General features: G+C 67.5%; 18 protein-coding genes, 3 tRNA genes and 2 rRNA genes. 16 read left to right on the top strand and 7 right to left on the bottom strand.

What is annotated here, in order from left to right; genetic code table 11:
- A 23S ribosomal RNA gene (locus QLQ86_RS18545) occupies positions 1-1,692 on the top strand; the annotation flags it as partial.
- A gap of 82 nt (positions 1,693-1,774) precedes the next feature.
- Positions 1,775-1,890 (top strand): 5S ribosomal RNA (gene rrf, locus QLQ86_RS18540).
- 90 nt (positions 1,891-1,980) lie between these two features.
- Here the strand turns inward: rrf and gloA2 are convergent.
- Both gloA2 and hisC read right to left on the bottom strand, forming a co-directional pair.
- Positions 1,981-2,409, bottom strand: a complete 429-nt coding sequence (gloA2, locus tag QLQ86_RS18535) for an SMU1112c/YaeR family gloxylase I-like metalloprotein (RefSeq protein ID WP_282817956.1) — start codon at positions 2,407-2,409, stop codon at positions 1,981-1,983.
- A gap of 8 nt (positions 2,410-2,417) precedes the next feature.
- The gene (hisC, locus tag QLQ86_RS18530; RefSeq protein ID WP_282817955.1) at positions 2,418-3,473 is read right to left on the bottom strand and encodes a histidinol-phosphate transaminase; all 1,056 of its coding nucleotides are present in this window, start codon (positions 3,471-3,473) and stop codon (positions 2,418-2,420) included.
- 120 nt (positions 3,474-3,593) lie between these two features.
- Between hisC and QLQ86_RS18525 the strand changes: the two genes are divergently transcribed.
- The 5 genes from QLQ86_RS18525 to mnmH all read left to right on the top strand — a co-directional run bounded on the left by QLQ86_RS18525 (position 3,594) and on the right by mnmH (position 8,747).
- Positions 3,594-4,487 (top strand): AEC family transporter, encoded by an 894-nt coding sequence (locus tag QLQ86_RS18525; protein WP_106230265.1) that lies wholly within the window; start codon positions 3,594-3,596, stop codon positions 4,485-4,487.
- 100 nt (positions 4,488-4,587) lie between these two features.
- The gene (locus tag QLQ86_RS18520; protein WP_282817954.1) at positions 4,588-5,037 is read left to right on the top strand and encodes a copper resistance protein NlpE N-terminal domain-containing protein; all 450 of its coding nucleotides are present in this window, start codon (positions 4,588-4,590) and stop codon (positions 5,035-5,037) included.
- 121 nt (positions 5,038-5,158) lie between these two features.
- Complete coding sequence (radA, locus tag QLQ86_RS18515) at positions 5,159-6,538, top strand: DNA repair protein RadA (protein WP_282817953.1); 1,380 nt, start codon at positions 5,159-5,161, stop codon at positions 6,536-6,538.
- A 50-nt stretch (positions 6,539-6,588) separates the two neighbouring features.
- On the top strand, positions 6,589-7,626 hold the full coding sequence (gene selD, locus QLQ86_RS18510; RefSeq protein WP_282817952.1) for a selenide, water dikinase SelD: 1,038 nt from the start codon (positions 6,589-6,591) through the stop codon (positions 7,624-7,626).
- Positions 7,623-8,747, top strand: a complete 1,125-nt coding sequence (mnmH, locus tag QLQ86_RS18505; protein WP_282817951.1) for a tRNA 2-selenouridine(34) synthase MnmH — start codon at positions 7,623-7,625, stop codon at positions 8,745-8,747. The genes selD and mnmH overlap by 4 nt, the downstream gene beginning before the upstream one ends.
- Before the next feature lie 4 nt (positions 8,748-8,751).
- Here mnmH and QLQ86_RS18500 read toward each other — a convergent pair whose 3' ends face one another.
- Positions 8,752-9,450, bottom strand: a complete 699-nt coding sequence (locus QLQ86_RS18500; RefSeq protein WP_282817950.1) for a type 1 glutamine amidotransferase — start codon at positions 9,448-9,450, stop codon at positions 8,752-8,754.
- 56 nt (positions 9,451-9,506) lie between these two features.
- Here QLQ86_RS18500 and QLQ86_RS18495 point away from each other — a divergent pair, with 56 nt between their 5' ends.
- Complete coding sequence (locus tag QLQ86_RS18495; protein WP_282817949.1) at positions 9,507-9,800, top strand: MGMT family protein; 294 nt, start codon at positions 9,507-9,509, stop codon at positions 9,798-9,800.
- Positions 9,801-9,972: 172 nt separating this feature from the next.
- Positions 9,973-10,557 (top strand): YjaG family protein, encoded by a 585-nt coding sequence (locus QLQ86_RS18490; RefSeq protein ID WP_282817948.1) that lies wholly within the window; start codon positions 9,973-9,975, stop codon positions 10,555-10,557.
- A 54-nt stretch (positions 10,558-10,611) separates the two neighbouring features.
- On the opposite strand, the gene hisF is transcribed toward QLQ86_RS18490, so the two are convergent.
- From hisF to hisB, 4 genes are all read right to left on the bottom strand, one after another.
- Positions 10,612-11,385, bottom strand: coding sequence for an imidazole glycerol phosphate synthase subunit HisF (gene hisF / locus QLQ86_RS18485; protein ID WP_282817947.1), 774 nt, complete (start codon positions 11,383-11,385; stop codon positions 10,612-10,614).
- Positions 11,386-11,388: 3 nt separating this feature from the next.
- Entirely contained in the window at positions 11,389-12,135 is a 747-nt protein-coding gene (hisA, locus tag QLQ86_RS18480; RefSeq protein ID WP_282817946.1) for a 1-(5-phosphoribosyl)-5-[(5-phosphoribosylamino)methylideneamino]imidazole-4-carboxamide isomerase, read from the bottom strand.
- Between the two features lie 78 nt (positions 12,136-12,213).
- Positions 12,214-12,855, bottom strand: a complete 642-nt coding sequence (gene hisH, locus QLQ86_RS18475) for an imidazole glycerol phosphate synthase subunit HisH (RefSeq protein WP_282734410.1) — start codon at positions 12,853-12,855, stop codon at positions 12,214-12,216.
- A gap of 31 nt (positions 12,856-12,886) precedes the next feature.
- The gene (gene hisB, locus QLQ86_RS18470; protein ID WP_282734409.1) at positions 12,887-13,480 is read right to left on the bottom strand and encodes an imidazoleglycerol-phosphate dehydratase HisB; all 594 of its coding nucleotides are present in this window, start codon (positions 13,478-13,480) and stop codon (positions 12,887-12,889) included.
- Positions 13,481-13,673: 193 nt separating this feature from the next.
- Between hisB and QLQ86_RS18465 the strand changes: the two genes are divergently transcribed.
- From QLQ86_RS18465 to QLQ86_RS18435, 7 genes are all read left to right on the top strand, one after another.
- Entirely contained in the window at positions 13,674-14,126 is a 453-nt protein-coding gene (locus QLQ86_RS18465; protein WP_282734408.1) for an acetyl-CoA sensor PanZ family protein, read from the top strand.
- A complete protein-coding gene (locus QLQ86_RS18460; protein WP_282817945.1) occupies positions 14,123-16,468 on the top strand; it encodes an AsmA family protein in 2,346 nt (781 codons plus the stop codon). Before QLQ86_RS18465 ends, QLQ86_RS18460 begins: the two co-directional genes overlap by 4 nt.
- A 69-nt stretch (positions 16,469-16,537) precedes the next feature.
- Positions 16,538-17,629 (top strand): A/G-specific adenine glycosylase, encoded by a 1,092-nt coding sequence (mutY, locus tag QLQ86_RS18455; RefSeq protein ID WP_282817944.1) that lies wholly within the window; start codon positions 16,538-16,540, stop codon positions 17,627-17,629.
- A 22-nt stretch (positions 17,630-17,651) separates the two neighbouring features.
- Positions 17,652-17,924: an oxidative damage protection protein gene (locus QLQ86_RS18450; RefSeq protein ID WP_250063664.1), complete on the top strand. Its 273-nt coding sequence runs from the start codon at positions 17,652-17,654 to the stop codon at positions 17,922-17,924.
- Between the two features lie 90 nt (positions 17,925-18,014).
- Positions 18,015-18,090 (top strand) — tRNA-Phe (locus QLQ86_RS18445).
- Positions 18,091-18,096: 6 nt separating this feature from the next.
- Positions 18,097-18,171: transfer RNA gene (locus tag QLQ86_RS18440), tRNA-Gln, on the top strand.
- A gap of 43 nt (positions 18,172-18,214) precedes the next feature.
- Positions 18,215-18,290 (top strand) — tRNA-Thr (locus QLQ86_RS18435).
- Positions 18,291-18,354 lie beyond the last annotated feature (64 nt).

The raw sequence follows: 18,354 nt of genomic DNA, 5'->3' as shown, positions 1-18,354 counted from the left end.
GAAGGTGGATCGAGAGGTCTGCTGGAGGTATCACGAGTGCGAATGCTGACATGAGTAACGACAAGGGGAGTGAAAAACTCCCCCGCCGGAAGACCAAGGGTTTCTGTTCGACGCTAATCGGAGCAGAGTGAGTCGGCCCCTAAGGCGAGGCCGAAAGGCGTAGTCGATGGGAAACGGGTCAATATTCCCGTACCTCACTGTATTGCGATGGGGGGACGAAGAAGGCTAGGTGAGCCAGGCGTTGGTTGTCCTGGTGAAAGTCAGTAGGCTGGGGAGTCAGGCAAATCCGGTTCCCCAAGGCCGAGAGACGAGACGAACTGACCACGGTCAGGAAGTCATCGATGCCACGCTTCCAGGAAAAGCCTCTAAGCTTCAGATACAGTGGGACCGTACCCCAAACCGACACAGGTGGTCAGGTAGAGAATACCCAGGCGCTTGAGAGAACTCGGGTGAAGGAACTAGGCAAAATGGTGCCGTAACTTCGGGAGAAGGCACGCCGGCATAGGGTGACGGGACTTGCTCCCCGAGCCTGAACCGGTCGAAGATACCAGGTGGCTGCAACTGTTTATTAAAAACACAGCACTCTGCAAACGCGCAAGCGGACGTATAGGGTGTGACGCCTGCCCGGTGCCGGAAGGTTAAGTGATGGTGTTAGCTCACGCGAAGCTCCTGATCGAAGCCCCGGTAAACGGCGGCCGTAACTATAACGGTCCTAAGGTAGCGAAATTCCTTGTCGGGTAAGTTCCGACCTGCACGAATGGCGTAATGATGGCCACGCTGTCTCCACCCGAGACTCAGTGAAATTGAAATCGCAGTGAAGATGCTGTGTACCCGCGGCTAGACGGAAAGACCCCGTGAACCTTTACTATAGCTTCACACTGGACGCTGATGTTGCTTGTGTAGGATAGCTGGGAGGCTTGGAAACCCGGACGCCAGTTCGGGTGGAGCCAACCTTGAAATACCAGCCTGGCATCATTGGCGTTCTAACTCAGGTCCGTGATCCGGATCGAGGACCGTGTGTGGTGGGTAGTTTGACTGGGGCGGTCTCCTCCCAAAGCGTAACGGAGGAGCACGAAGGTACCCTCAGCACGGTTGGAAATCGTGCATTGAGTGCAAGAGCATAAGGGTGCTTAACTGCGAGACAGACACGTCGAGCAGGTACGAAAGTAGGTTCTAGTGATCCGGTGGTTCTGTATGGAAGGGCCATCGCTCAACGGATAAAAGGTACTCCGGGGATAACAGGCTGATACCGCCCAAGAGTTCACATCGACGGCGGTGTTTGGCACCTCGATGTCGGCTCATCACATCCTGGGGCTGAAGTCGGTCCCAAGGGTATGGCTGTTCGCCATTTAAAGTGGTACGCGAGCTGGGTTTAGAACGTCGTGAGACAGTTCGGTCCCTATCTGCCGTGGGCGTTGGATGTTTGAGAAGTGCTGCTCCTAGTACGAGAGGACCGGAGTGGACGCACCTCTGGTGTTCCGGTTGTCACGCCAGTGGCATTGCCGGGTAGCTATGTGCGGACGGGATAACCGCTGAAAGCATCTAAGCGGGAAGCCCCCTTCAAGATGAGACATCCCCGAGGCCTCGAGCCTCCTGAAGGGCCCAGCGAGACCAGCTGGTTGATAGGCCGGGTGTGGAAGCGCTGCAAGGCGTTGAGCTAACCGGTACTAATGGCCCGTGAGGCTTGACCATATAACACCCAAGCGGTCTGCCGATGGCGACCGACAGCCGGATACGACGAGACGTTCTCGCCAGCATGATTCACCGTTTTTCGCCTGACGACCATAGCGTGCGGGAACCACCTGATCCCATGCCGAACTCAGCAGTGAAACCGCTCAGCGCCGATGGTAGTGTGGGGCCTCCCCATGCGAGAGTAGGTCATCGTCAGGCACCTATTCCGAGAAAACCCCGTGTTCGAAAGAGCACGGGGTTTTTTCATTTCAGGAACCCCGGCTTCTAACGACGCTGGGGTTTCCTCGTTTAGGGCCGCCGTTCCGGCGTTGGCACTTCGTACAGCTCGATCGGGGTGCCATCGGGGTCGGCCAGGAAGGTGAAGCGTGCGCCCGTGATCTCGTCGACCCGAATGGGTTCCGGCTGCGCACCACGGGCCCTCAGCAGGTCGATGCAGGCCTCGAGGTCCGAAGTGGCCAGGGCGAGATGACGAAGCCCGCAGGCTTCGGGGTAGCTGGGGCGTGGCGGCGGAGAGGGGAAGGAAAACAGCTCGAGCTGGATACCTCCCGGGAGGCGCAGGTCCAGCTTGTAGCTGTCACGCTCGGCTCGCCAGGTCTCGTGGATGATCTCGGCATCCATCACCTCGAGATAGAAGCGTCGGGCATGGGCGTAGTCGGCAGTGATCAGTGCCACGTGATGGACCCTGGCGAGGGGCAGTCGAGGACGTTCCTTGACCATGGGCGGCCCTAGCGGCAAAGGCTCTCGAGCGCCTCGACGAGGCTGTCCATCTCGTCATCGGTGCCGATGGAGATCCGCAGGTGGTCACGCAGCACCTCGGTGTTGAAGTGGCGCACCAGCACGCCGCGCTCGCGCAGGCCCACGAAGAGCTGGGCGGCATCGAGCTCCGGGTGGCTGACCAGCACGAAGTTGGCCTGCGAGGGCAACACCTGGAAGCCCAGGCTCTCGAGTCGCACCCGGGTGCGTTCGCGGGTGGTGATCACCGCCTCGCGACAGGCCTCGAAGTGCTCGTGGTCCGCCAGGGAGGCGATGCCCAGTGCACTGGCCAGGCTGTCGACGGGGTAGGAGTTGAAGGAGTCCTTGACCCGCTCCAGCCCCTCGATCAGCTCGCGGGAGCCTACGGCATAGCCGAGCCGCAGCCCGGCCAGACTGCGCGACTTCGAGAAGGTCCCGGTGACCAGCAGGTTGGGAAAGCGCTCGACCAGCGGCACGGCACTCTCGCCACCGAAGTCCACGTAAGCCTCGTCGACCAGCACCACCGCCTCGGAAACACGATCGAGCAGTCCGGCGATGGCCTCGCGTCCGTGGCCATGGCCGGTGGGGGCGTTGGGGTTGGCGAAGATCACCCCGCCGGCATCCTGGTAGAAGGCATCGAGATCGACGCGCCATTCGGTGTCGAGCGGGTGGGTGCGGCGCTCGACACCATAGAGGCGGCAGTAGACCGGATAGAAGCTGTAGGAGATGGTCGGCATCTCCAGCGGCCGCGCCTGGCGAAAGAAGGCCTGGAAGGCCAGGGCGAGCACCTCGTCGGAGCCGTTGCCGACGAACACCTGCTCTGTCGCTACCCCGAGCTCCGCCGCCAGGGCCTCGCGCAGGGCGCGGGACTCCGGGTCCGGATAGCGCCGCAGGTGGTCGGCGGGGAAGTTGCGCAGGGCGGCCTCGACCCCCGGGGCCGGCGGATAGGGGTTCTCGTTGGTGTTCAGCTTGATCAGGCGCTCGCGGGGCTGCTCGCCCGGGACATAGGGCGTCAGCTCGCGAACGGCGGGGCTCCAGAACTTGCTCATGGTCACTCGCTCGGGGGATTGGACTTTGGTCATGGTGACCCGAGCGGCGTGACCGCGCAAGCCGCGGCCATGCTAGTCTCGGGGCCGCCATCGATCATTCGCTGCCTACGGACCCATGCAATGACCGCCCAGATCCTCGCCACCCTGCTGCCCGTCTTCCTGATCGCCGGTTGCGGGACCCTCTACGGCCGCTTTCGCACGCCGGACATCCGCGGCCTGAACACCCTCAACATGGAGTTGTTCGTGCCGATGCTGGTGTTCGCCGTGCTCGCCGACCGCCAGGCACCCCTGGCGGACTATGCGAGCCTGGCCCTGGCGGGGGCCGTGGTGGTGCTGGGATCGGGGCTTGTGCTCTGGCCGGTGGCGAAGTGGCTGAAGCTCGAGACCAAGACCTTCCTGCCGCCGATGATGTTCAACAACTCCGGCAACATGGGGATCCCCCTGCTCGTGCTGGCCTTCGGCGAGAAGGCCCTGCCGGCGGCGGTGGTGCTGTTCATCATCGAGATGCTGCTGCACTTCTCGGTGGGGCTCTACATGCTCAGCCCGCATACCCCCCTGTGGCGGCTCCTGCGCATGCCCATCGTGCTGGCGAGCCTGGCGGGCCTCGCCGTCAACCTGGGCGGTGTGCCGCTGCCGGGCTGGTTCCTGGAGGCGCTGCACATGCTGGGTGGGGTCTGCATTCCGCTGATGCTCTTCGCCCTGGGCGTGCGGATGCTGGACATCGACTTCGGCGACTGGAAGACGGGCTTGCTCGGGGCGGTGCTCTGTCCGCTCTCGGGGCTGGTGCTTGCCGTGCCGCTGATCTGGTGGCTCGACCTGTCGGGCCTCCAGGCGGCGGCCCTATGGGTGTTTGCCGCCCTGCCGCCGGCCGTGTTGAACTATCTGGTAGCCGAGCAATATCGCCAGGAGCCCCACAAGGTGGCCTCGCTGGTGCTGATCGGCAACCTGGGCAGCCTAGTGGTCATGCCGCTGGTGCTGGCACTGATCTTCACCCATGTCTATCCGCTGGCCTGACGCATGGCGGGAAGGCTGTCCGCTGAGGGCACGAGAGGTTATGCTGTCACTCAGGCTGCCGTGCATCACGGCGTCATGCCCATTGGTTAGGAGGACACAAATGCAAATCAGGACCTTGCTGGCCGGCACTGCCCTGGCCGCCCTGTTGGCCGGCTGCGCCGCCGGACCCACCGACCAGGCCGCCGCTCCCGAGATGGAAGCGACCACGGCGACCTACCAGGGAACCCTGCCGTGTCGCAACTGCGACGGCATCGACCTGAACGTGACCCTGAACGGCGAGGAGCAGGATGCGTCCGATGAGCGCACCTTCGACCTCGAGGCCTCCTATCGGGAGCACCCGCAGGACCCGCCGGACGAGAACTACGCGGGTAACTGGGAGGTCCTCGAGGGAACCGAGCAGGATCCCACCGCCACCGTCTACGAGCTGACCCCCGATGGCGAAGGGCAGACCTACTACTTCCTGCGCGTCGATGAGCAGACCCTCGAGCTGATCGATCCCAACCTGCGGCGCTTCCAGAACAGCGAGATGCTGCAGCTCAAGCGCCTGTAAACGTCTGAATGCGCAGTAGCGGGGCGGCCCTCAGGGTCGCCCCTTGTCGTTGCGGGCATGCCATCGGCACGAGGCCCGTGGCGGATGGAAAGATGGCCCTGACCGTGGGAGAGAGCACCGCATGGCCAAAGCGAAGAGCGCCTTCGTCTGCACCGAGTGTGGTGCCGAGTACCGCAAGTGGCAGGGGCAGTGCAGCAGCTGTCAGGAGTGGAACACCCTGAGCGAGGTTCGTCTCTCGGCGGCGCGGCCCGGTGCCGCCACGGGCGCCTCCGCGACCGCGCGCGGCGGCTATGCCGGCGGCCTGTCCCGCGAGGTGGTCGACCTGGCCAGCGTCGACCTCAGCGAGGTACCCAGGCTCTCCTCCACCTTCGCGGAGTTCGACCGGGTGCTGGGCGGAGGCCTGGTGCCGGGGTCGGCGGTGCTGCTCGGGGGACATCCCGGGGCCGGCAAGTCGACCCTGCTGCTGCAGACCGCGTGCAAGCTGGCCCAGTCCCGCCAGGTGGTCTACGTCACCGGCGAGGAGTCGCTCTCCCAGGTGGCGATGCGCGCCCATCGCCTGCAGCTGCCGGTGCAGGGCCTGAAGATGCTGGCCGAGACCAGCATCGAGACCATCCTCGCCGTGGCCGAGCGCGAGCGCCCCGAGATCCTGATCATCGACTCCATCCAGACCATGCACCTGGAAGACATCGCCTCGGCGCCCGGCGGTGTGGCCCAGGTGCGTGAGTCCGCTGCGGCCCTGACCCGCTTCGCCAAGCAGAGCAATACCGTGCTGATGCTGGTGGGGCACGTCACCAAGGACGGCAGCCTGGCGGGCCCCAAGGTGCTGGAGCACATGATCGATGCCTCGCTGCTGCTCGAGGGCGGGGCGGACTCCCGCTTTCGCACACTCCGTGGCCAGAAGAACCGTTTCGGCGCGGTCAACGAGCTCGGCGTGTTCGCCATGCTCGAGCACGGCCTCAAGGAGGTGAAGAATCCCAGCGCTATCTTCCTCTCGCGCAACGAGGAGCAGAGTGCCGGCAGCCTGGTGATGGTGGTCTGGGAGGGCACTCGGCCGATCCTCGTGGAAGTCCAGGCGCTGCTCGACGAGTCGGCGCTGGGCAACCCGCGCCGCGTCGCCGTGGGCCTCGACCAGAATCGCCTGGCCATGCTGCTGGCGGTGCTGCACCGCCATGGCGGGCTGTTCACCGGGGACCAGGACGTCTTCCTCAACGTGGTCGGCGGGGTCAAGGTGCTGGAGACCAGCGCCGACCTCGCGGTGCTGCTGGCGGTGGTCTCCAGCCTGCAGAACCGGCCGCTTCCCCGGGAGCTGGTGGTGTTCGGCGAGGTGGGGCTCTCCGGCGAGATCCGCCCGGTACCCAGTGGCCAGGAGCGCATCGTCGAGGCGGCCAAGCACGGTTTCAAGCGGGCCATCGTGCCCCGCGGCAATGCCCCCAAGCGTTCGCCCGAGGGCATGGAGGTGGTCGCCGTGGACAAGCTTGCCGAAGCCCTGGACGCCCTCTAGGCCCCCCACTCTGATGTAGAATGCGGTTAGTGAATGCCAAGGAGAACGAGATGAGCGCCATCCGCCTGACCCAGTACAGCCACGGCGCCGGCTGCGGCTGCAAGATCGCCCCCGACGTGCTCGACGGCATCCTCGCCAAGGCCGGCCCCGGAGCCAGCCACTCGCGGCTGATCGTCGGCAACCAGGGGCGCGAGGACGCCGCCGTCTATGACCTGGGCGACGGTCGCGGCATGATCGCCACCACCGACTTCTTCATGCCGATCGTCGACGACCCCTTCGACTTCGGCCGTATCGCGGCGATCAATGCCATCAGCGACGTCTATGCCATGGGCGGCAAGCCGGTGCTGGCGCTGGGCATCCTCGGCTGGCCGCTGGACAAGCTCGGCGCCGACGTCGCCGGCGACGTGGTGGCCGGTGCTCAGGCGGTGTGCCGCGAACTCGGCCTGGCGCTGGCCGGGGGACACTCCATCGACGCCCCCGAGCCGATCTTCGGCCTGGCGGTCAACGGCCTCGTCGACCTCGAGCATCTCAAGCTCAACAAGGGAGCGAAGCCCGGTGACCTGCTGTTCCTCACCAAGCCATTGGGGGTGGGCCTGCTGACCACCGCCGAGAAGCAGGGGCTGATCGAGCCCGGCCATCAGGGCCTGGCGCGGGAGACCATGCTCAAGTCCAATGCCATCGGCATGGAGCTGGCTAAGGTCAAGGGCGTGCATGCCATGACCGACGTCACCGGTTTCGGCCTCGCCGGACACCTCGCCGAGATCTGCACGGCCAGTGGCGTGGCCGCCCGGGTCAACTTCCGCCGCCTGCCGCGGCTGGCTGAGGCCGAGGCCTACCGCCGTCAGGGCGCGGTGCCCGGCGGCACCAAGCGCAACCGCGAGGCGCTGGGCGCGAGCCTGCCGCAGATGGACGAGGCCCACTGGCAGTGGCTCTGCGACCCGCAGACCTCCGGTGGCCTGCTGCTCTCGGTGCACCCCTCCTGGGAGGACGATGTGGAACGCATCGGCCGCCAGCACGGCATCGAGCTCGTGCCCTTCGGCGAGGTCGTCAAGGCCGGCGGGCAAGCGTTGATCGAGGTGCGTGGATGAGCCTGCCGCTGGTCGAGCCCGACCTCGCACTGCTGCGGGAAGGGCGCGTGCTGATCGATGTCCGCGCGCCGGTGGAGTTCGCCCAGGGCGCCCTGCCAGGGGCAGTCAACCTGCCGCTGATGGACGACGAGGAGCGCCACCTCGTGGGGATCGCCTACAAGGCGCATGGCCAGGACGCCGCCATCGCCCTGGGGGAGCGGCTGGTCAGCGGCGGCCTCAAGGCGGCGCGGGTCGCCGCCTGGCAGCGGCTTCTCGCCGCCCATCCCGATGCCATCATCTACTGCTTCCGTGGCGGGCTGCGCTCCCAGGTCGCCCAGCAGTGGCTGGCGGATGTCGGCACCCTGCGCCCGCGCATCCGCGGTGGCTGGAAGGCGATGCGCCAGGCCCTCTGCGCACGCATCGACGGTGCGACCGAGCAGCCGCTGCTGGTGGTGGGCGGCCTCACCGGCTGTGCCAAGACGCCGCTGATCCTGGCACTGGACAATGGGCTCGATCTGGAGGGCTGTGCGCGCCACAAGGGCTCGGCCTTCGGGCGCCACCCGCTGCCGGCACCCAGCCAGATCGACTTCGAGCATGCCATGGGGCGGCGCCTGCTGGACCTGCCCGGGCCGGTGGTGGTGGAGGACGAGTCCCGGCGCATCGGGGCGGCCAACATCCCGCTGCGCTTCTGGGAAGGCATGGTGCCGGCGCCACGTATCCGAATCGAGATGCCGCTGGACTGGCGGCTGGCGCAGATCCGCAAGGACTACATCGATGACCTGTGGGAGGTCCATCGCCGGCAGTTCGGCGACTGGTTGGGCTGGGTGCTGATGCGCAAGCAGCTCAGCACCGCCCTGGGCCGGCTGAGGAAGCGCCTGGGCAGCGAACGCCTGGCGCGCCTGCAGCGCCTGCAGGCGCTCGCCTTCCGCGAGCATGAGCGGGGCAACCGCCAGGCCCATGAGGCGTGGCTGGCCCCGCTGCTGACCGAATACTATGACCCGCTCTATCGCCACCAGCTGGAGAAGCACCCCGAGCGCCACTTTCTCCACGTGGGCGACTGGGAGAGCTGCCTGCAGGTCGCCAGGGAGTGGTCGGCCGAGGCGGCGAGCAAGGACGGCCGGCCGCAGCCCCAGTCGGCCTGAGCCCTCATGCCGCGGCCGTGCTGCCCAGCCACTGGCTGAGCAGGCGGTCGAGCAGCGGGGCCAGCCGGTCGAAGCGCCTCGGGTCGTCGAGCATTGCTGCCCGGTCCTGGGCATGGAGGCTGGTCTCGCTGCCCTCGGGCGGCGCCTGATGGTCGAGCAGGGCGGTGACGCTGGCGGCGGTGGCCTCCAGATGGCAGAGCAGGGCCACCACCCGGCCGTCGTCCCAGGTGAAGCCCTGCAGCGGGCTGGCCTCGCTGCGGCCCAGCGCCAGGGCATAGTCGGGCAGCGCGAAGACCTCGCGGTGCCACATGAAGGCCTCGAAGGTGTCAGGCAGGTCGACGGGGCTCAGCGGGGCGAGGTCCACCCGGTGCCAGCCGGTCTCGGCCACGGTGCCGCGGGCCACCACCGCCCCCAGCGCCTCGGCGATCAGCCGGGCGCCGAAGCCGATCCCCAGCAGCGGCTTGTTGGCGTCCAGCGCCTGGTGGATCAGCTTGCGCTCGCCTCTGAGCCAGGGGCATCGGCTATCCTCGAGGCTGCCCTCCGGGCCGTCGAGCACGATCAGCGCATCGCCGTCGGCCAGCCGCGGCGGCAGCTCCCCCGCATCGAGGTGGAAGACGGTATGGCTGTGGCCCATGCTGGCAAGCCAGTCGGCGATGCGGGCCGGTCCCTGGTGGGGGCTGTGCTGGAGAAGGTGAACGTGCATGCGGGCCTCGCCTTGATGGAATACCGAGTGACGGACGGGACGGAGCGCAAGGGTACATGAAGCCGGAGCTGCGGGAACAGATACTGACCATCCTGGCCGAGATCCCGCCCGGCCGGGTGACCACCTACGGGCGCATCGCCGCAATGACCGAGGGCGCCACGCCGCGCCTGGTGGCACGGGCCCTGCGTGAGCTGCCCGCCGGCCACGGCCTGCCCTGGTTCCGGGTCATCACCGCCTCCCGCAAGCTGGCAGATCACGGCGGGGCCGATGAGCAGCGCAAGCGGCTGGTCGCCGAGGGCGTGCTGTTCGATCCCCGTGGGCGCGCCCCGGCGGAGCTTCTATGGCCTTGATCTGCGAAACGTCAGCGGGGCTGATTCGGCGACAGGCCTATGGGGAGGCGCTGTGAACCCATCCCTGGGCGCTACCGACGCCTTCCCTGGCGTAGGACCTCCCCTCCGGCCTGCCCCCGGCGCCCCTTGCCATCCATCGAGAACTCGGACAACAGGATCCCAAGGAGACTCCATGAGCGGCTTCTTCCAACGCCTGCAGCAGCTCGACCCGCGACGCCAGCAGGCCTTCATGGCGGCGCTCTGCGAGCGACTGCTGCCCAACTACCGCCTCTACGCCGAAACCACCGGCCAAGGCGACCCGCATGGCATCAGGGTGATCCTGGACCTGGTCTGGGAGCGGCTGGCGGTGAAGGAGGTACGCATCGACTTCGACCGCCAGGCCGAGAAGCTCGCCGACCTGGAGCCCCCCGGCGAAGACGACAGCTTCGGTGCCCGTCGTGCCCTGGAGGCGGTGGTGGCCCTCTCGGCGCTGCTCGACACCCTGCGCGGCGAGGCCCCGGAGGCGGTGCTGGAGGTCAGCCGGGCGTCCCGCAGCGGGGTGCGAGCCTATATCGAGCTCACCGAGGGCGAGGAGGACGCCGCGCGGCTGGGCGAGCTGGTGCGCGGCCATCCGCTGATGGCGGACGAGAACGACTTCCAGGACGCGGTGCTCGAGGCCGTGGAGGCGGGAGAGCTGGATCGCGAGGCACTCAAGGCGCTGCGTCGGCTGGGGCGCAACGAGGGCGTCAGCAACCTGGGCCTCTCCGCCGAGGAGTAGACCCAGGCCGGCCAGAATGCAAGGGGCTCGCCAAATGGCGAGCCCGTCGTTTTCCTACAGCCGCATCTCGATCCCCCGCTCGGCCATGTAGCGCTTGGCCTCGGGAATGGTGTATTCGCCGAAGTGGAAGATGCTGGCCGCCAGCACCGCGTCGGCACCGCCGTCGATGACGCCCTCGACCAGGTGGTCGAGGTTGCCGACCCCGCCGGAGGCGATCACCGGCACGCTCACCGCGTCCGCGATGGCGCGGGTCACCCCCAGGTCGAAGCCGACCTTGGTGCCGTCGCGATCCATGCTGGTCAGCAGCAGTTCTCCGGCGCCGTAGGCCACCATCTTCTTCGCCCACTCCACGGCATCCAGCCCGGTGGGGCGGCGTCCGCCATGGGTGAAGATCTCCCAGCGGTCCGGCTCGCCTTCCCCGGAGACCTTCTTGGCGTCGATGGCCACCACGATGCACTGGCTGCCGAAGCGCTCGGCGGCCTCGTGCACGAAGTCGGGATTGGTCACCGCGGCGGTGTTGATCGACACCTTGTCGGCGCCGGCGTTGAGCATGGTGCGGATGTCGTCGCAGGTGCGGATGCCACCGCCCACGGTCAGCGGGATGAACACCTCGCCCGCGATGCGCTCGACCATCTCCACCGTGGTGTCGCGGTCCTCGTGGCTCGCCGTGATGTCGAGGAAGGTGATCTCGTCGGCGCCCTGCTGGTTGTAGCGCTGGGCGATTTCCACCGGGTCACCGGCGTCGCGGATGCCGATGAAGTTGACGCCCTTGACCACGCGGCCGGCGTCCACGTCCAGGCACGGAATGATGCGCTTGGCGAGTCCCATGGATCAGCTCCCCTTGTGGCTGAGTTCGTCGCAGAGCCGTTGCGCCTCGGCCACGTCGAGGCTGCCCTCGTAGATGGCCCGCCCGGTGATGGCCCCCAGGATCCCCGGCTCGCCGGCCGCGATCAGGGCGCGCAGGTCATCGAGGTCGGTCACCCCGCCGGAGGCGATCACCGGCAGGCCCCCCTCGCGGGCAAGCTGAGCGGTGGCCTCGACGTTGACGCCGGACATCATGCCGTCGCGGGCGATGTCGGTGTAGACGATGCTGGAGACGCCGTCGTCGGCGAAGCGCTTGGCCAGGTCAGTGGCCTTCACCGTCGAGACCTCGGCCCAGCCGTCGGTGGCCACGAAGCCATCCCGGGCGTCCAGGCCGACGATCACGTGGCCGGGAAAGGCCTTGCACATCTCGCCGACGAAGGCCGGTTCCTTGACCGCCTTGGTGCCGATGATCACGTAGGAGACCCCCGCCTCGAGGTAGTGCTCGATGGTACGGGCGCTGCGGATGCCGCCGCCGATCTGGATGGGCAGGTCGGGCCAGGCGCGGGCGATGGCGGTGACCGCCTCGCCGTTGACCGGCGTGCCCTCGAAGGCGCCGTTCAGGTCGACCAGGTGGAGGCGCCGGGCGCCGGCCTCGACCCAGCGGGCGGCCATGGCCACCGGGTCGTCGCCATAGGTGGTGGCATCGTCCATGCGGCCCTGCTTGAGGCGGACGCACTTGCCGTCCTTGAGGTCGATGGCGGGAATTACCAGCATGTCAGTGTCCTCGGTTGGCGCGGCCACGGGCGCCCTGAATGGTGGCGCGGCGGCCACTCCCGTGAAGTGTGTCGCCGCTCAGGGCGTCCATTGAACGAAGTTTTCCAGCAGCTTGAGGCCGGCCCGGGAGCTCTTCTCCGGGTGGAACTGCACGGCGAAGGTGGCATCGCGGCCGATGGCCACATGGGCATTCACGCGACCATACTCGGTGGTGCCGAATACCGTGGCGTCGTCGGTGGCGTCGACATAGTAGCTGTGCACGAAGTAGAAGTGCTCGTCCTGGTCGATGCCTGCCCACAGGGGGTGGTCATGGTGCTGGTGCACCAGGTTCCAGCCCATGTGGGGCACCTTGAGGCGATTGTTCCGGTCATCGCGCATGTCGGTCGGGAACTTCCTCACCTCGCCGCGCAGGAAACCCAGACAGCCGATGCCGCCGTTCTCCTCGCTATGATCGAGCAGCATCTGCTGGCCGACGCAGATGCCGAGCAGCGGCTTGGCCTGGCGGGCGAGCAGTTCCTCGACCAGGCCACGCAGTTCGGTCTTCTCGAGCTCGCCCATGCAGTCGCGGATGGCGCCCTGGCCGGGCAGCACCAGGCGGGTGGCGCCGCGGATGCGACGGGCATCCCGCGTCACGATCACGTTCTCGTGGGTGACGTGTTCCAGTGCCTTGGCGACGGAATGCAGGTTGCCCATCCCGTAGTCGATGACGGCAATGGTCATGGAGCGCTCCTCGTGTGATCGTTTGGCGGCCTTAGAGACTGCCCTTGGTGGACGGCATCTGGCCGGCCATGCGCGGGTCCGGTGCCACGGCCATGCGCAGCGCGCGGCCGAAGGCCTTGAAGATGGTTTCCGCCTGATGGTGGGCGTTGAAGCCCTTCAGGTTGTCGATGTGCAGGGTCACCCGGGCATGGTTGACGAAGCCCTGGAAGAACTCCCAGAACAGCTGGGTATCCAGGCGGCCGATGCTGGCGCGGGTGAACTCGACGTCCATGAAGAGTCCCGGGCGGCCGGAGAAGTCTACCACCACCCGCGACAGGGCCTCGTCCAGGGGGACGTAGGCATGGCCGTAGCGGTGGATGCCGCGCTTGTCGCCGATCGCCTGATGGAAGGCCTGGCCCAGGGTGATGCCGAGGTCCTCTACGGTATGGTGGTCATCGATGTGCAGGTCGCCCACCGCCTCGATGTCGAGGTCTATCAGGCCATGGCGGGCCACCTGGTCGAGCATGTGGTCGAGGAAGGGCACGCCGGTCTCGCAGGCCAGGCGCCCCTCGCCGTCGAGATTGATGGTCACCGTGATCTGGGTTTCCCGGGTGTTCCGGGTGACCGTGGCGATACGCTCGGACATGTCGGGTCTCCAGCGCCGGGGCGCGTGTCGAGAGGGGCCGGTGATGGCCACCGGCCGGCAAGGCGGAAGGGCGCCGGGTGCTGTGCCTGACGCCGCGAGCCTGCCATTATAGTGAATCGCCTGCCCCATCCGCTACAATGCGGGCCATTACAGTGGTGGCGACCCCGCCGCCCCGGCTCAAGGAGAATCACGCATGCCGGTGACCCTTCAACAGGTCGACCAGGCCGCCTGGGAAGCGGATGCCCAGATACGCCTCGACCTCGCGCGCATCTACGCCGACGCTCCCGCCGAGCGCCTGCCCTTGCCCGTGGACGACTTCATCCGAGACCATCTCGCGAGTGGCCACCTGTTCAGCTGCGCCCGCTTCAACGACCGGCTGCTGGGCGCTGTGGCGGTGAAGCCCGACCAGGACGCCTGGTGGCTGTCGAACCTCTGCGTGCGCAGGACGACCCGGCGGCGCGGCGTCGGCTCACGGCTGCTGGCGCTGGTCAGCGAGAGCGCCCATGCCGAGGGACGTCGCCTCTATGCCGACTCCACCCACCTGCCGGTGGCCGACCAGATGCTGCTTGCCCGGCTCGGCTACCGGCTCACCAAGGACGGCGACTACTTCGAGCTCGACCTGTCACCGCGGGGAGGCCAGCAATGAAGCGCCTGTTGCGGACCCTGCTTGCCGCCATCGGCGTGCTCGGCCTGGTGATGGTCGGCGCTGTGGTCTATGTCACCACCTTCTTCGACCCCAATGACCTCAAGCCGCGGCTGGTCGAGGTGGTGCGAGAACACAGCGGGCTGGAACTGAGCCTGGATGGCTCCCTCTCCTGGTCCTTCTACCCCCGTCTGGGGGTGGGCGTGGAGAAGGCCGAGGCCCGCCTGCCGGATCAGGCGGTCGACTCGACGCCCTTCGCCGCCTTCTCCCACGCCGAGGTCAGCCTCGCCTTCACGCCGCTGCTGCGCGGGGAGATCGCCATCGACGGCCTGACCCTCGAGGGCCTCTATCTCGACCTTCGGCGCGACGCCCAGGGGGAGGGTAACTGGGAAGTGCTGCTCGAGCAGCTCAGAGAGAGCAGCGAGGAGGCCGAGGCCGCCCTGGCCCCGGCCAGCGCCGGGCCCGACCCCGACATCGACACCGGCCTTTCGGTGGCGCTCAACGTCGCCAGCGTGCAGGTCCGGGGCGGTGAGGTGCGTTTCCGCGATGCCCTGGGCGATCGCGAACTGCTCTTCGAGAACGTCCAGGTCAGTGGCAGCAACGTCAATCCCGGGCGGGCCTTCCCGGTCGCGTCCTCCTTCCGGCTGACGGCCCACGAGGGCCTCGACTGGCGGGAGCAGGAGCGTGAGGCGCGTCTGGTCAGCGACGTCTCCCTGGAGGGCCGGGTGGCCCTGGGCCTGGCGGAGGGCCGGCACGTGCTGGAGGGGCTGAGCCTGGAGACGGTCAACCGTCTCGCCGGTCTCGACAGCGAACAGAAGGTCAACCTTCAGGGCGCCGAGCTGGTCGTGAACGTCGCCGACGGCAGCCTGCAGCTGGAGGAGGGGCAGCTCGACGCCAGCCTCAAACATCCGCGCCTGGGCGAGAAGGTGGCGCCGCTGTCGCTGGCGTTCTCCCTGGATGCCGACCTCGACGAGCAGAGCGCCCGCCTGCGCGACATGGCGCTCACCGGCCCCGACGGCCTGGAGCTCAACGGTAACCTCAACTTCAGCGACCTCGCCGAGGCACCGGCCTACACCGGCCAGCTGCGCCTGGCGCCGCTGTCGCTGCGTCCCTGGCTGGCGCGGCTCGACATGATGCCCGAGATGGCCAATGGCGAGGCGCTCTCCGACGTGGCGCTGACCAGCCCCGTCAGCGGCGACCTCGAACGCTTCGAGCTCGCCGGCCTGACCCTGGTGCTGGACGGCAGCACCTTCACCGGCCGCCTGGCGGGGCAGTACGATGGTGAACAACTCGCCGCCGACCTGCAGGGTGACCAGCTCGACGTGGACGGCTACCTGCCGCCCCCGGGAGTGGAGGACGACGGCGCCTCGTTGTGGCGCCTGCCGGGCGTCCGCCGGGCCCATGCCGCCGAGTCGGACGCCCTGATGCCGACGGGTTGGCTGGCCGCACTCACGCTCGATGCTCACCTGTCCCTGGGTGAGCTGCGTCTGGCGGGGCTGGACTTTCAGGACGTTGACCTGACCCTCGAGGGGCGTGACGGGCGCCATCGCCTGGTCGCCTTCGAGTCGCGCTTCCACGATGGCCGCCTGGCCGCCGACGGTGCCCTCGACATGCGCGAGACGCCGGCCCGCTGGCAGCTGGCGCCGAAGGTCGAGCGGGTGCGCCTGGAGTCGTTGCTCGAGGCCCTCGGCAAAGAGCCCGCCCCCTTGAGCGGCCGCTTCAGCGGCGAGGGCGAACTCGCCACCCGTGGCAACACCCTGGTGGAGCTCAGGCGCCATCTGGGCGGCAACCTCGCCACCCGCGTCGAGGAGGGCGCGATTCCCGGGGTCAACATCTCCCGGGAGCTGTGCATCACGGCCGCCGCCCTGGAGGGCGAGCAGCTCGACCGCGAATGGCGCGACGAGACCCGCTTCGAGCGCATCCGTGCCACCCTCAAGCTGGATGAAGGTACCGCCAGGAGCGACGATCTTCTGGTCACGCTGCCCGGCATGGAGGTGGGCGGCAAGGGCGAACTGGACCTGGTCAGCGAGCAGTTCGACCTGCGTGCCGCCGTACGGCTGGTCAATGCCGAGAACGCTCCCTGTGAGGTCAACCGGCGCCTGGAGCGGGTGCCGCTGCCGGTGCGCTGCGAGGGGCAGCTGGACGGTGACAGTGCCGAATGGTGCCGCGTCGACCGCCAGGCCTTCCAGGGCACCCTGGCCGAGCTGCTGCGGGACGAGGCCTCGCAGCGGGCCGGCGAGGAGGTCGAGAAGCGCCTCGAGGGCGCCGCCGAGAAGATCGACGAGCGCATCGGCGAGGAAGCCGGCAAGGAACTTCGCGACGCCCTGAAGGGTCTATTCAATTGAGCAACACGTACGACCAGTCCCTGCGCCGACTTCCCCAGTCGGCGCTTTTTTGCGCGCAGTGAGAGCCCCATGACGGACATGCCGCCAGCCATCCTGCCGCCGGAGCGCTTCCAGCAGCGCCTGCTCGCATGGTTCGACGAGCACGGCCGCCACGATCTGCCCTGGCAGCACGAACGCAGCCCCTACCGGGTGTGGGTCTCGGAGATCATGTTGCAGCAAACCCAGGTGGCCACGGTGATCCCCTACTTCGAGCGCTTCATGACACGCTTTCCCGACGTGGCGTCGCTGGCGGCGGCCGACCAGGACGAGGTACTGCACCTGTGGACCGGGCTTGGCTATTACGCCCGGGGGCGCAACCTCCACAAGGCCGCTCGGGTGGTGGCCGATCAGCATGATGGGGCGTTTCCCGTCCACAGCCTCGACGAGATGGCGGCGCTGCCCGGCATCGGCCGCTCCACGGCCGGGGCGATCATCGCCCAGAGCACCGGGCGGCGCGCGGTGATCCTCGACGGCAACGTCAAGCGCGTCCTCACGCGCCTGCACACCGTGGAGGGCTGGCCGGGACGACCGGCGGTAGAACGGCGGCTGTGGGCTTTGGCCGAGCACTACACGCCCGACGAGCGGCTGGTCGACTTCACCCAGGCGATGATGGACCTGGGCGCGACCCTCTGCCGGCGCGGCACCCCGGACTGCGCTCGCTGTCCCTTCGAGGAGGTCTGCGTGGCCCACGCCCGCGGCGAGGAGAAGCTCTTCCCCGAGGGCAAGCCGAGGAAGGCCCTGCCCACGCGCACCACCGTCATGCTGCTCCTGCAGGACCGGGAGGGGCGCGTGCTGCTCGAGCAGCGCCCCTCCAGCGGCCTCTGGGGCGGGCTCTGGAGCCTGCCCCAGTTCGACGATGTCGAGGCGCTGCAGGGCTGGCTGGACGTCCAGGCGCCGGGCAGCCAGCTCCAACCCGCCTGGACGCCCTTCACCCATGTCTTCAGCCATTTCCGCCTCGAGATCACCCCGCAGCCGGCACGCATCGGTCGGCTGGACGCGGTGGACGAGGCGCGCTGCTGGTACGATCCCTCCGATCCCGCCAGCATCGGCCTGGCGGCGCCGGTCAAGGCGCTGCTGGCGTCCCTGGCGCCCTTCGCGCTGACTACCACTGCCGGGCCCTGAAACCCGCACGAGGAGAGACCTAATGAGCCAGACCGTCTTCTGTCGCAAGTACCAGAAGGAAATGGACGCCCTGCCGTTCCCGCCGCTGCCCGGCAAGAAGGGCCAGGAGATCCAGGCCAGCGTTTCCCGCCAGGCCTGGGAGGAGTGGCAGGCACTGCAGACACGCCTGATCAACGAGAAGCACCTCAACATGCTCGACGCCGCCTCCCGGGAGTACCTGATGGAGCAGATGGAGCGCTTCCTCGACAACCGCGAGACCGACCAGGCCGAAGGCTATGTTCCCCGGGGCGAGTAGCCCCCATGTCGCCGATCCTCGGCCATCTTTCTGAAACGGAAGGGGTTGACGGAAACGGCCCGCTGGGGTTTAATACGCACCGTTGGCAGCGGCCAGATAGCTCAGTCGGTAGAGCAGGGGATTGAAAATCCCCGTGTCGGCGGTTCGATTCCGTCTCTGGCCACCAATCTGCTGGGGTATAGCCAAGTGGTAAGGCACCGGTTTTTGGTATCGGCATTCCCAGGTTCGAATCCTGGTACCCCAGCCACGCCAACCCTGTTTCCGATTCTGTGACTCGAGTCGGTTCCCGAGCCGGCATAGCTCAGTTGGTAGAGCAACTGACTTGTAATCAGTAGGTCCCGGGTTCGACTCCTGGTGCCGGCACCACGTAAATTTCTCGAAATCAGCGTCTTGCGAGCGAGAAGTGGAAGCCCCGCGCGGGGTGGTGTGG

The organism is Halomonas rhizosphaerae, from assembly GCF_030012485.1.
Taxonomy (GTDB): domain Bacteria; phylum Pseudomonadota; class Gammaproteobacteria; order Pseudomonadales; family Halomonadaceae; genus Halomonas; species Halomonas rhizosphaerae.
The sequence above is the reverse complement of the archived record's forward strand: the minus strand, read 5'-3'. Positions and strand labels throughout refer to the sequence as shown.